The 12,918-nt window shown below is 49.0% G+C and carries 11 protein-coding genes and 1 tRNA gene; 11 read left to right on the forward strand and 1 reads right to left on the reverse strand.

The genetic code is table 11. The annotated features are described in order from the left end of the window. Positions 1 to 24: 24 nt before the first annotated feature. From nusA to K9N57_02165, 11 genes are all read left to right on the forward strand, one after another. Positions 25 to 1,392, forward strand: coding sequence for a transcription termination factor NusA (nusA, locus tag K9N57_02115; GenBank protein MCF7802963.1), 1,368 nt, complete (start codon positions 25 to 27; stop codon positions 1,390 to 1,392). A 7-nt stretch (positions 1,393 to 1,399) separates the two neighbouring features. After that, the gene (gene infB, locus K9N57_02120; GenBank protein ID MCF7802964.1) at positions 1,400 to 3,940 is read left to right on the forward strand and encodes a translation initiation factor IF-2; all 2,541 of its coding nucleotides are present in this window, start codon (positions 1,400 to 1,402) and stop codon (positions 3,938 to 3,940) included. A 9-nt stretch (positions 3,941 to 3,949) separates the two neighbouring features. Next, positions 3,950 to 4,231 (forward strand): DUF503 domain-containing protein, encoded by a 282-nt coding sequence (locus K9N57_02125; GenBank protein ID MCF7802965.1) that lies wholly within the window; start codon positions 3,950 to 3,952, stop codon positions 4,229 to 4,231. Beyond that, positions 4,228 to 4,605, forward strand: a complete 378-nt coding sequence (gene rbfA, locus K9N57_02130) for a 30S ribosome-binding factor RbfA (GenBank protein ID MCF7802966.1) — start codon at positions 4,228 to 4,230, stop codon at positions 4,603 to 4,605. Before K9N57_02125 ends, rbfA begins: the two co-directional genes overlap by 4 nt. Continuing rightward, positions 4,602 to 5,267 (forward strand): tRNA pseudouridine(55) synthase TruB, encoded by a 666-nt coding sequence (truB, locus tag K9N57_02135; protein MCF7802967.1) that lies wholly within the window; start codon positions 4,602 to 4,604, stop codon positions 5,265 to 5,267. Before rbfA ends, truB begins: the two co-directional genes overlap by 4 nt. Positions 5,268 to 5,293: 26 nt before the next feature. Further along, positions 5,294 to 6,232 (forward strand): bifunctional riboflavin kinase/FAD synthetase, encoded by a 939-nt coding sequence (locus tag K9N57_02140; protein MCF7802968.1) that lies wholly within the window; start codon positions 5,294 to 5,296, stop codon positions 6,230 to 6,232. Beyond that, entirely contained in the window at positions 6,223 to 6,492 is a 270-nt protein-coding gene (gene rpsO, locus K9N57_02145; protein ID MCF7802969.1) for a 30S ribosomal protein S15, read from the forward strand. The genes K9N57_02140 and rpsO overlap by 10 nt, the downstream gene beginning before the upstream one ends. A gap of 39 nt (positions 6,493 to 6,531) precedes the next feature. Then, positions 6,532 to 8,619, forward strand: a complete 2,088-nt coding sequence (gene pnp, locus K9N57_02150; GenBank protein MCF7802970.1) for a polyribonucleotide nucleotidyltransferase — start codon at positions 6,532 to 6,534, stop codon at positions 8,617 to 8,619. A 7-nt stretch (positions 8,620 to 8,626) separates the two neighbouring features. Next, a complete protein-coding gene (locus tag K9N57_02155; protein ID MCF7802971.1) occupies positions 8,627 to 9,880 on the forward strand; it encodes an insulinase family protein in 1,254 nt (417 codons plus the stop codon). A 15-nt stretch (positions 9,881 to 9,895) separates the two neighbouring features. After that, positions 9,896 to 11,011, forward strand: a complete 1,116-nt coding sequence (gene ald, locus K9N57_02160) for an alanine dehydrogenase (GenBank protein ID MCF7802972.1) — start codon at positions 9,896 to 9,898, stop codon at positions 11,009 to 11,011. Between the two features lie 1,184 nt (positions 11,012 to 12,195). Beyond that, the gene (locus K9N57_02165) at positions 12,196 to 12,561 is read left to right on the forward strand and encodes a MerR family transcriptional regulator (protein ID MCF7802973.1); all 366 of its coding nucleotides are present in this window, start codon (positions 12,196 to 12,198) and stop codon (positions 12,559 to 12,561) included. 151 nt (positions 12,562 to 12,712) lie between these two features. Here K9N57_02165 and K9N57_02170 read toward each other — a convergent pair. Beyond that, a tRNA-Pro gene (locus K9N57_02170) sits at positions 12,713 to 12,787 on the reverse strand. Positions 12,788 to 12,918: the final 131 nt, after the last annotated feature.

A 12,918-nucleotide genomic window follows, 5' to 3' on the forward strand; every position in this document is an offset into this window, starting at 1 on the left:
ACAAGCCAGGAAGGAGAGGCATCCTTGATTAATAAGGACATTATTGACGCTTTTACTCAGATTGCCAAAGAGAAAAACGTCGATAGGAATCAGCTGGGTGACATTATCCAGGATATTTTCAAGAATTTGATGATTAAGAAATATGGCGAAGACGCAGAATTTGATGTGATCGTCAATATGGATAAGGGAGAACTGGAAATCTACCACGAGAAAACCGTGGTTGACGAAGTTGAAGATCCCGGAAAAGAGATTTCTCTGGAAGAGGCGCAAAAGGTGGAGCCGGATCTGGAAGTCGGGGAGCTCTTTGTTGATATTCTCGATCCTTCCTCCTTTGGACGGCGGTTGATTGCCAACGCCAAGCAGAATTTATTCCAGCAGATCCGCGATATTGAAAAGATGCACGTCTACAACGATTACAAGGATCGTATTGGTGAAATTATCATGGGGGATATTCACCAGGTACGCCGGGATGCGGTATTTGTGAACATCGAAAAAACTGAACTCAAGATGCCGCGCTCAGAACAGATCCGTTCGGAAAACTATCGCCGTGGGATGACCGTAAAGGCTATTATTAAGGATGTGGTTATCACACCAAAAGGGCCGGATATTATTATCTCCAGGGCTGATTCGTCATTCCTGAGACGGCTGTTCGAACTTGAAGTCCCCGAGATTTATGACGATATCGTCGAAATTAATAAAATTGCCCGGGAACCCGGCGACCGCGCCAAGGTGATCGTTGAATCGCACGACAGACGTGTGGATGCTGTTGGTGCATGTGTTGGTATGAACGGTAGCCGGATTCAGGCGATTGTCCGGGAACTGAACAACGAAAAGATCGACGTGATAGATGATAGCTCCGAGATCGAGATTCTCCTGACCCGAGCGTTGTCTCCGGCGAAGCCGCTCTTACTCGAAATCGATGAGGAGAACCGGCACGTCCAGGCAATTTTTGACGATGATGAGATTGCCATCGCGATTGGTCGGAACGGACAGAACATCCGGCTGGCTTCACAGGTGACGGGGTATGAAATTGATGCGGTGAAGTACAGCGAATACGAATCGCTGGGCGAACAGGTGCTGTATCTGGATGAGATTGACGGTCTGCATCAGGGACGCGTCAAATCACTGATGGAGGCAGGCATCGAAACTGTATCGGAGTTTATCAATACCGATGACGAAGAACTACTTGAGGTGAAGGGATTGGGCAAGAAGAGCCTGGAAAGCTTCGCCGAAGAACTGAGCCAGAAAGTTGATCTGGAGACTGGTGAATTACTCGAAGCAGAAGAAGACGAAGCAGACGAAGCGGCGACGGACGAATCAGAATCAGTAGAAACAGAAGAGCCCGAGACGGTCGAAGAAGAGACTGCTAAACTCGAAGCTCAAGAGGAATAAATACTAAATGGCGAAAAAACGACGCATTTACCAAATTGCCAAAGAACTGAACATCTCGCACGAGGAAATCCTGCAGTTCCTTGAGACGCAGGACGTGAACGTTAACAGCCATATGAGTCGTGTTGACGAGGGCGTCTATGAAAAGATCCTCAATGAGTTTGCAAAAGAGAAGGTTATTGTCGACCGGTATCGGAAGGAAAAAGAACGGCAACAAATTGAGGAAGAGCGGCGACAACAGGAAAAGGAAGAAGCGGAGCAGAAGAAGCAGGAAGAGGAAGAGCGTCGCCTGGAAGAAGCTCGCCAAAAAATTGAGGAAGAAGAGCGGAAGCGAAAAGAGATTGAGGAGGAAAACCGCCGTCGTATCAAAAAGTCCCGGAAAAAGGATGAAGAGGCGGAGCGCAAGCGCCGGATAGAGGAAGAAGCTCGTCAGCAATTGGAAAAAGAAGAGGAAGAGCGCCGGAAAAAGAAAGAGGCAGAAGAGAAGAAAAAGCGGGAAAAGGAAAAGGCAAAGGACGGAGAGGACGAGGAACAAAAGGACGAAGAGAAGAAAAAGAAGACCCGCACTGTCGAAATAGCCGATCTGGAAGGACGGATTTCCGGACGGAAAAAGAAGAAAAAGAAAAAAGAAGAGAAAAAATCCAAGAAGAAATCCAAGAAAGAACAGCAGGTTGAAGAAAAAGTTAAAAAGACTCTCGCTTCTCTGGATGAAAAATCAGGTGGCAAGAAACACCGGAAGAAAAAGGACGAAGAAGAGACGGAGGTCGAAGACGAAAATGTCATCAAGGTTGCTGAATATGTTTCCGTTGATGACCTCGCCAGTCAGATGGATGTGGATCCATCTGATGTAGTAGCCAAATGCATGGAACTCGGCATGATGGTAACCATTAATCAGCGGCTTGACATGGATACAATTATCATGGTCGCTGACGAATTCGGATTCGATGTTGAGCAGGAGAAAGAATACGGCGAAGAACTTTTGCTCGAGGATGAGACGGAAGAAGATCTCGAACACGCCGAGCCGCGTCCGCCGGTCATTACCATAATGGGCCACGTTGATCACGGGAAAACGACATTACTGGATTATATCCGCTCCGCAAACGTAGTCGCCGGTGAATCTGGTGGTATTACCCAGCATATCGGTGCCTATAATGTGGAACTCGATTCCGGTAAGCAGATTACCTTTCTGGATACACCTGGTCACGAGGCGTTTACCGCCATGCGTGCCCGTGGCGCCCAAATTACGGATATTGTAATATTAATTGTGGCAGCCGATGATGCCGTAATGCCGCAGACAGTGGAGGCGATTAACCATTCCAAGGCTGCAGGCGTGCCCATTGTCGTCGCTATAAACAAGATTGACCGCCCGGAAGCCGACGTGGATCGTGTAAAACGTGAGTTGTCCGAACAAGGAATTCTTGTTGAGGACTGGGGCGGTAAATACCAGGCTGTTGAGTTATCGGCTAAGACTGGTGAGGGTGTTGATGAACTGCTCGAGTCATTGGTGCTGGAGTCCGACTTGCTGGAACTGAAAGCTAATCCGGATAGGCACGCCAGAGGCGTGGTCGTTGAATCGAACCTTGATAAAGGCCTCGGCGCTGTCGCAACGGTACTCGTAGATAAAGGGACTTTGAAAGTCGGTGATAATTTTGTGTGTGGTGTTCATGCCGGGCGCGTCCGGGCCATGCATGATGAACGTGGCAACGAAGTAGAGGAGGCGGGACCGTCTCAGCCGGTACGGGTACTCGGATTTGACGACGTACCCCAGGCGGGCGATACCTTTGTAGTTCTTGAAGAGGAGCGTGAAGCCAAGAAAATCAGCGCCGAACGGCAGAAACAGCGCCGTGAACAGGAGCTGCGTCTCAATAAGCTGACGACGCTGGATGAAATTTCACAACAGATTAAAGAAGGAAAAGTCAAAGAACTCTCCGTGGTGATCAAGGGGGACGCTGACGGCTCAATTGAGGCGATCAGCGATTCGCTGCAAAATCTTGGAACCGGTGAAGTTGCGGTGAATGTGGTGCACAGAGGCGTTGGTATGATCAGTGAATCCGATGTGCTTCTGGCCGTGGCTTCCGACGCCGTGATTATCGGTTTCCATGTGAGTACGGCGCCGCAGGCAGTCTCACTGGCCAAAGAGGAGAACATCGAAATCCGGAATTACAAGGTCATTTATGACGCGGTCAACGATATCCGGCTGGCGTTGGAAGGCATGCTGGAACCGGAAGAGCGAGAAAAGACCATTGGCCGGCTGGAAGTCCGCGACCTGTTCAAGGTACCGCGCGCCGGAATGGTTGCCGGGTGTTACGTGAGCGAAGGCAAGATTACCAGAGATGCCAGGGCGCGTGTCCACAGAAATAATGAAGTGATCTTCGACGGGGAAGTCGCGACTCTCAAGCGATTTAAGGACGACGTAAAGGAAGTTGCCGAAGGGTACGAATGTGGTGTGTCACTTGAAGGGTACGACGATGTGGAAATCGATGACGAAATTGAAGCCTACGAAATTGTGACGGTGAAACGTACTCTTGAACAGTCCGCGGAGGCGTCCTGATAGTGTATTATGGTTATCGGATTATTGCAGGTCGAACTGTATCTCAACGATACCAACAGTCTCAAGCAGAAGCGTTCCGTCATTTCCCATCTGCGTACTCAGGTGCAAAAGAAGTTCAATGTCTCCTTTTCCGAAGTCGGATTGCAGGACGTCTGGGGACGTGCTGATATCGCAATAACTACGGCAAGCGCAGAAACCCAAATGATTCATAAGCTATTCAGCGCACTGGAAAAGCAGATCGAAACCTTTCCGGCAGTGCGCATCATTCGACGACATACGGAGATACTATGAGTAGTCATCGTGTACGACGAGTCGAAGAAGCCGTATTACGGGTGATTGGGGAAAAACTGATTACCGAAGTCCAGTTACCACAGATTGCCAGAGTGACTGTGACCGGCGTGGATATGTCTCCGGATCTCAAGAATGCCAAGGTTTATTTCAGCATCCTGGCTACCTCGGATAAGGAAAAAAACCAGATTTTCCACTCCGTCATCCGGAAAAAGAAAGAGATTCGTTACATTATCGGACGTGAATTAGATTTACGGTTCGTTCCGGAGCTGCATTTTGAATTGGACGAAACCGCTGAGCGCGTTGCACGCATTGAAGAACTGATTGACCAGATACACCAAGACGAGACCGAAGAAGAGACCGAATCGGACGGATGAGCCCGGGAATAGTCCTGAATATTAATAAGCCAAAAGGTATTACGTCATTTTCAGTAGTTCGGCACGTCCGAAAAATTACCGATGAAAAAAAAGTGGGGCATGCCGGCACCCTTGATCCATTTGCAACAGGAGTATTACTGGTGTTGGTGGGCCGCGGCGCAACCAAACGGATGAAAGAATTTATGCGTCTCCGAAAGCAATACCGGGCAACCCTGCGTTTTGGCCTGATGACGGACACCCACGATATCGACGGAACGGTGGAGCAGGATAATGAGGTCAGGGTTTCTCCGAAAGAGGTACAGTCCCTGGCTCGGGACTTCACTGGGGAAATTGTGCAGGTACCGCCGATGTATTCCGCGAAAAAATTTGATGGAAAACCGTTATATAAATATGCCAGAGAAGGCAAATCGGTAAAGCGGGATCCGACCAGAGTGACAATTCATGATATTACAATTGGTCCCGTAGACGGTCGGGATGTCACCCTTGATATCGCATGTTCAAAGGGCACATACATCCGGGCGCTGGCCAGAGATATGGGGGCGCTGACGGGTACTGGCGTGGCTGTAACAAAATTAGAGTGCACCGCCGTTGGCGACTATACGGTCGAGGCGGCTCTTCCATTGAATGAACTCGGGGAACGATGGAATTCCATAGTAGCATAACGACACTACCATCTCTGGGAAATTGTGTGGTAACGATCGGTAGTTTCGACGGAATGCATTATGGACATAAGCAGTTGATATTTCAGGTACAAGAGCGGTCGAAAGCGTTGCACGTCCCCTCTATTTTAATTACATTCCAACCGCATCCGAAAGAGGTGCTGCTGCGGGATAAAGAAATCCCGGTGGAGCTGTTGACCACAACGGAAGAGAAAAAAGAGATACTGAATAACGAATTCACAATTGATCATACAGTAATTTTACCGTTTACCCTTGAATTTTCCCAAGTGCGCGCGTTAGAATTCCTGGAGGACTATATTATTCAACCGTTCTCGCCATCGGAAATGGTTGTCGGCTATGACCACTCCTTCGGTAAAGACCGTGAGGGCGATGCTAGTTTTCTCCGGGCACACGAATCGGAATACGGATATACGACCCATGTAGTTGAAGAGGTGCGGCTTTCCAACGATGTCACCGTCAGCAGTTCACGTATTCGTTCGTTGCTGCGGGACGGAAAAACGCTGGAGGCTGCGCATCATTTGACCAGACCGTATCAGGTGACGGGGAACGTAGAGCACGGAGAACAGCGCGGCCAGGAAATCGGGTTTCCGACGGCAAATATCGCAATCTCCAATGAACATAAACTACTCCCGGAAGATGGCGTTTATCTAGTCTATGTCACCGGGAACGATATTTCATCCTATGGGATGTGTAATATTGGATATCGGCCTACTTTTGATGAAAAGCAGCATACCTTGGAAGTACATCTGTTGGATGCTCCGACAGATTCTTTATATGGACGGACCCTGACGATTCACTTTTTCCATCGCCTTCGCCAGGAACAGGAATTTGAATCGGTTCAGGATCTGATTGATCAAATAGAACAAGACAAACAAAGGTCTCAGGCAATCATTACCAATGAAAATCCATGGGTACAATTTCAGGAGGAAAAGATAACATGGCTTTGACTAAAGAAGAAAAGCAGGAAGTCCTGTCCGAATACGGAATTAGTGATAACGACACTGGTTCTTCCGAGGCACAGGTTGCTCTGCTGACAAAACGAATCGGAAAATTAACGCAGCACCTGCAGGCGAACTCGCAGGACCACTCCAGCAGACGCAGTCTGATGCAGATGGTTGGGAAACGCCGCCGGTTGCTGAACTATCTCATTAAACATGATATCGACAGGTATCGCAATCTAATTACGAATCTCGGTCTCCGGAAGTAGTCCGGCCAGATCAACAGGAGAGTAGTTGAAGGAGGAACATTGAGTATATCACAGAAATCGATTGAATTGGCAGGACGCACACTCACTATAGAAACGGGCAAAATGGCTCGTCAGGCAGACGGGGCAGTAACTGTCACCTATGGTGACACCGTTATATTAGCCACCGCCGTCTCTGAGCACGAACCGACCGACTTCCCGTATTTTCCACTGATGGTGGATTACCGGGAAAAGGGATACGCCGCAGGAAAAGTACCCGGCGGATTCTTTAAACGAGAGGGGCGTCCAAGCGATCATGAAATTCTGAGCGCCCGGCTCACTGACCGGCCGATTCGACCGCTGTTTCCTGACGGGTACATGTACGACACGCAGGTGATGATTGCGGTTATTTCATCCGATCAGGAGAATTTGGCTGACGTCCTCGGGACAGTCGGTGCCTCAGCGGCGTTGACCGTCTCCGATATTCCGTTCGACGGCCCGATTGCTTCGGTGAGAGTCGGCCGCGTTGACGACGAATTTAGGATTAATCCGCAGTTGGAAGATCTCGAAGAATCCGATGTTAATTTGATTGTTGCCGGAAATAAAGAGAGCATCATGATGGTGGAAGGCGATGCCGCCGAAATTTCTGAAGACGAATTCATCGACGCGCTGAAAGCCGGCCACGAAGCAATTAAGCAGCTAATTCAGCTGCAAGAGGACCTGGCAGCCGAACTCGGCGTTACCAAACGGGAGTTCGAAGTCGTCAAAATCGATGATGAGTTCCGCTCAAAAGTCGAAGACGCTGTTCCGCAGGAGAAGATCGTCGAAATCAACTCCAACACGAATAAACAGGAACGTACGCAGTTACGCTCCGAGCTTAAGGAATCGGTCAAGGCGCAGCTCGAGGAAGAGTATCCGGATCAGATAGGTGATGTCGGAGATATCATTGGAAATATGCTGAAAACCGATGTCCGGGAACGGATCCTGGAATCCAAGGTGCGCATCGACGGCCGGAAGCCGACGGATATCCGCGACGTCTCCTGTGAGGTTGGCCTGCTCCCACGTTCTCACGGTTCCGCGTTGTTTACCAGAGGCGAAACGCAGAGTTTGACTGGTGTGACCCTCGGGACAAAGATGGACGAGCAGCAGATCGACGATCTGACGCAGGAATACTCGAAGAGTTTCATGCTGCACTACAATTTTCCGCCGTTCAGCGTAGGCGAAGTCAAACCGATTCGAGGCGTGAGTCGTCGCGAGACCGGTCACGGGCATCTTGCCGAGCGGTCTTTCAAATCGGTTATTCCGAACGCCGAAGAATTTGCATACACCGTTCGTGTTGTCTCCGATATTCTGGAGTCCAACGGTTCCTCCTCGATGGCTACGGTTTGCGCGGGATCGCTGGCAATGATGGATGCCGGCGTGCCGATTAAGGCACAGGTCAGCGGTATTGCCATGGGACTGGTGAAGGACGGCGATCGCTATACCGTGCTGAGTGATATTCTCGGCGAAGAGGACCACTACGGGGATATGGACTTTAAAGTGGCCGGTACGGCAGACGGTATTACGGCGATTCAGATGGATCTCAAGATATCCGGGATTTCCTTTGAACTGATGCGTGAAGCCCTGGAGCAGGCAAAAGACGGACGGGGACATATTCGCGATATTATGGATAAGGCGATTGCTGAGCCGCGCTCGCAGACTTCCGAATATGCGCCGAAGATCGTCTCCTACAAGATTCCGCAGGATATGATTGGCCAGCTCATCGGCCCCGGCGGGAAGAACGTGAAGAAGATCCAGGAAGAAACCGGCGCTAACATCGAGATCGATGATGACGGTACGGTATTTATTTCCGCCGAGTCCAGAGATGCTGGCGATACTGCCATGCAGATGGCGCAGCGCTATACGGCCAAGCCGGAAGAGGGCAAGGTCTACGACGGCCTCGTGAAGCGGATTGAAAACTACGGCGCCTTCGTCGAAATTCTGCCCGGGAAAGAAGGACTGCTGCATATCAGCAACATCCAGGACAAACGGACGGAAAACGTGACTGACATACTCTCGGTTGGCGATACTGTAAAGGTGAAACTCCTCAAAATCGATGACCGTGGCCGGTATGACCTCAGTCGCAAAGATGTAACGGACGAGGAAAAGTAACCGGCTGATGCAACCTCACGGTTCCATCAACAAAACGGTTCTGGACAACGGCATCACGGTGGTGTCCGAGCACGTGGATTTTGTGCGATCGGCCGCCGTGGGGCTCTGGGTGGAGGCCGGTTCCCGGGATGAAACGCCGGAAAACAATGGCGTGGCGCATTTCATGGAGCATATGGTGTTCAAGGGGACGGAAAACCGATCCCCGTTTGAAATCGCCAACGCCATCGAAAACTTCGGCGGTCAAATTAACGCTTTCACCGGGAAAGAACTCACCTGTTTTTACGCGCGTGTTCTGGATGACTACCTCCCGGATGCCATAGATGTCCTGAGCGATATCACGCTGCATCCACTTTTCCTGCCCAACGATATCGAACGGGAAAAGAGTGTAGTATTGGAAGAACTCTCCGACATCGAAGACACCCCCAGCGATTTGATTCATGAACTCTTTGTGGATCAGGTTTTTCCCAATCATCCACTGGGATATAACATCCTCGGTACCAGAGAATCCATACAGAACCTCTCTGCAGATAAAATTCGGGAATTTACGTCGCATTATTATCTGCCGGAGCGACTGGTGGTCTCGGTCGCCGGACATGTGAACCACGACGCATTGGTAAAACTCGTAGAAAATTCGCTGGGAAATATGGATTCGGATATTACTAATCCGCGCACGCTTACGCCGCCTCCGGCATCAAAAACAGGCGCCAGGTCGCATACGAACGGTCAGCAGCAATCCCATTTTGTAACCGGCGTACGCACATTTGCGTACGATGATGAACGCCGGTTTGCGCTGCTGGTGCTTAATACCATCCTGAGCGGCGGGATGAGCGGCCGGCTCTTCCAGAATATCCGCGAGCAGTACGGATTTGTCTATTCCATTTACTCCTTCATGGACTTTTATCTGGACGACGGATATTTCGGCGTCTATGTCGGAACGGAGAAATCCCGGCTGGAATTCATGCAGGAAAAGGTAAGGGAAGAGCTGGAGTCTCTGGTTAATGAGCAGGTCTCCGATGCCGAACTGGGGAAGGTGAAAACCCAGGTAAAAGGCAGCATAGTGCTCTCACTGGAGAATATGTTTAACCGGATGACCCGGATTGCCAAACAGGATATCTATTACAATGAGTTTCAATCCATGGATGAATTCATGGAACGAGTTGAGGCAGTCACTGTAGAAGATCTTCATAAATTAGCAGGCGAACTGTTCCGGCCGGACAGATTTATTACGAGCATACTCAAACCGTCCAATAACCACTCTTAACAAAGGAGTCCCCCCATGATTATTGGCGTGCCCAGAGAAATTAAAAATAATGAGAACCGTGTCAGCGTGACGCCCATGGGCGTGGAGCAGTTAGAACGGCATGGGCATACCGTACTTATTGAAAGAAATGCCGGCGCACAGAGCGGCTTTTCCAATGAGATGTATGCCTCGTACGGGGCCGATATTCTGGATACGGCCGAAGAAGTATTTGAGAATGCGGACATGATTGTGAAGGTGAAAGAGCCGCAGCCTGTCGAAATCGAAATGATCCGTCCGGATCAGATCGTCTTTACCTATTTTCACTTTGCCGCATCGGAAGAATTAACGAAAGGCTTTATCGGATCCGACGCTATTGGTATCGCATATGAAACCGTAACTCTCCAGGACGGTTCACTGCCGCTGTTAGTGCCGATGAGTGAGGTCGCAGGGCGAATGGCCGTGCAGGAGGGAGCCAAGTACCTCGAACGCCGTATGGGCGGTAAGGGTGTGCTGCTTGGCGGCGTCCCTGGTGTGGAGCCGGCTGTGGTCACCATCATCGGCGGGGGAGTTGTCGGGACCAATGCAGCAAAAATTGCCTCAGGGCTTGGTGCGAAGGTGTACGTCCTCGATGTCGACTTAGATCGTCTGCGTTATCTTGATGACGTGATGCCGAAGAACGTTTTTACCATGTATTCCAACCAGCATAATATTCGCAAGATGCTGGAATCGACGGATTTACTCGTGGGGGCAGTGTTAATTCCAGGCGCCAAAGCCCCGCGGCTGGTCACCAGAGATATGCTGGGTCTGATGGACAACGGTTCGGTCATCGTGGATGTAGCTGTTGATCAGGGCGGCTGTATCGAAACGGTCAAACCAACCACCCATGAAGATCCCATCTTTGAGGTTGACGGTGTTATCCATTATTGCGTGGCGAATATGCCCGGTGCCGTGCCGAATACTTCGACCATTGCACTGACAAACGCCACCGCTCCGTATGCACTGGAAATCGCCAACCGGGGCATCGATGACATACTCCGCAACGATCCGGAATTACGCGGTGGTTTGAACGTATACAAGGGCAAGGTGACACACAAAGGTGTCGCCGAGGCGTTTGATTTGGAGTATGTGCCGGTGGATGAGGCGATAGGCTAAAGTTTCGTTGCCCGTTTTTTCTTGATAAAAAACGGGCAGAAAAAATCAATGAAACTCAGAACTCGCACTTTTTATCGATGGATGGTATTATATATCCCGCCCCATAGCCCAATTTAAACTCATCAATTTTTGCTAGAGTGCTCAGACACTGAGTTTACTATAAATAGACACAAAGGATATCAGTGACAATTTCTCATCGCTCTCATCGGCCTACAAGTCTATTTCGTCTCAATGCCCGGCGCATCGAAGAAATGCGGGAATCAGCTGTTTGACCGAAGGGAGTTCTGATTCCCGCCTGAGAAAGCCGATGGCAATGCAGAAATAGACTTGACAGCCAAGGCGTTTTGCTCCTTTTGCGCCTCTCAAAAGGAGGTAAAATAGATGAAGTTTGAATGAGGTTAACTATTAGAAAAATTTTGAAAACTCACCTCACCCCAAACCCTCTCCTCAAACAAGGAGAGTGGCTAAAGACCAAATACACAAATAAAATTATCAGCTTCCCAATTAATTTTATACAGACTTCTGCCTCGTATTGAATCAGTCACTTTATAAAAAATATCAACCAGGTAGTCACAAAGTGTAGAGCATCAAAAATCAATAGAACAATGGTAGAAATAGTAAATTGACAAGCCGCTATTGTTTTGTTGTTTGTGGAAACTCAATGATCGATCCCGATGGGGCGGGAGAGTTCTGAGTTTCCAGGCCTTTTTGCCTACTTTTAATCCAGCGGGAAATCCACAACTGTAAAGTTGTCGACGAGTGCCAATTCTTGTGAGTTTTGAAAAAATTCAAAAGCTAGAGGACAAATGAAATTTGAAACGGTAAGAACCATGGCTGTGAAGCCGTGGGAATCTATTGTCCAAGGATTCCATACAAGCGTGGCTGGACAAAAGTAGGTTTTTATCCCGCTACCCAGAGAACCATCCCGCTGTGGCAGGACTGGGTAAATGGTTTTTTGGGCGGGATTCCGTCAAGAGGCCGTCGAATGACGCAGTTAAACCAGGAATCCCGGCGGGGGCTCCATAATAGGTTTTAGAAATTTTGCACAGATGTATAACGTCAGAGAAAAAATAAATTACAATGATTAAGGCAAAGAGAAAAAAATTTTCCTTGAATTGAAACTCCCTCAGACGTATTATATGAAGAATCAATTGAAGTAACACAATCAAACCCTGTATATATCAATGGATAAGAAACCAATTAAAAAGTTATACTACTCCATCGGTGAAGTCTCGGAGATGACGGAGTTGAAACCTTACGTCCTTCGGTACTGGGAAACCGAATTTCCGATACTGAATCCATCCAAGAACAGGGCGGGAAACCGGGTCTACCGCGATCGGGATATTCAGTTGATTTTTCACATCAAAGATCTATTGTACGAGCAAAAATATACCATTGAAGGCGCCCGCCAACAGCTGGAAAATTACAACCCGGATGAGCCGGAGCAGTCAAGTGAGAATGGATCAGGATCTGAATCAGCCGAACTCCAGAAGAACGTAGAGCAACTGAAACACGAACTGAAGGAAATTCTGGAGCTGCTGGACGAATAGTCGTATTGCATCTCTGAAGAGAGACATATCATGAAAATCGCCTCTTCTTGAAGTAAAAGTAACCCCAAAAAAGTTCTTACATATACACATAAACACATTACTGTAAAAGTACAAAACCCTCAAAGCATTTCGCTTCAAGGGTTTCCAGTAGTCGGAGCGACTGGATTTGAACCAGCGACCCCTACACCCCCAGTGTAGTGCGCTAACCGGGCTGCGCTACGCTCCGAATTCACCTGCTACATCTCCGCATACGTCCTAATATTAGCAATAGTAAGATGAGATTTCCAGTGGTTTTATTATGCCATACCTATCACATTCAAAGGCAAATACAAACCAGCACGAATGCTATGACTTTTC

Source organism: Candidatus Neomarinimicrobiota bacterium, from assembly GCA_021734025.1.
Lineage (GTDB): Bacteria > Fidelibacterota > JAANXI01 > JAANXI01 > JAANXI01 > JAANXI01.

Excerpts from the sequence above, each read along its gene's own strand:
- infB (MCF7802964.1), top strand. The coding sequence starts at position 1,400 with ATGGCGAAAAAACGACGCATTTACCAAATTGCCAAAGAACTGAACATC.
- rbfA (MCF7802966.1), top strand. The coding sequence starts at position 4,228 with ATGAGTAGTCATCGTGTACGACGAGTCGAAGAAGCCGTATTACGGGTG.
- ald (MCF7802972.1), top strand. The coding sequence starts at position 9,896 with ATGATTATTGGCGTGCCCAGAGAAATTAAAAATAATGAGAACCGTGTC.
- rpsO (MCF7802969.1), top strand. The coding sequence starts at position 6,223 with ATGGCTTTGACTAAAGAAGAAAAGCAGGAAGTCCTGTCCGAATACGGA.
- K9N57_02165 (MCF7802973.1), top strand. The coding sequence starts at position 12,196 with ATGGATAAGAAACCAATTAAAAAGTTATACTACTCCATCGGTGAAGTC.
- K9N57_02155 (MCF7802971.1), top strand. The coding sequence starts at position 8,627 with ATGCAACCTCACGGTTCCATCAACAAAACGGTTCTGGACAACGGCATC.
- truB (MCF7802967.1), top strand. The coding sequence starts at position 4,602 with ATGAGCCCGGGAATAGTCCTGAATATTAATAAGCCAAAAGGTATTACG.
- K9N57_02125 (MCF7802965.1), top strand. The coding sequence starts at position 3,950 with ATGGTTATCGGATTATTGCAGGTCGAACTGTATCTCAACGATACCAAC.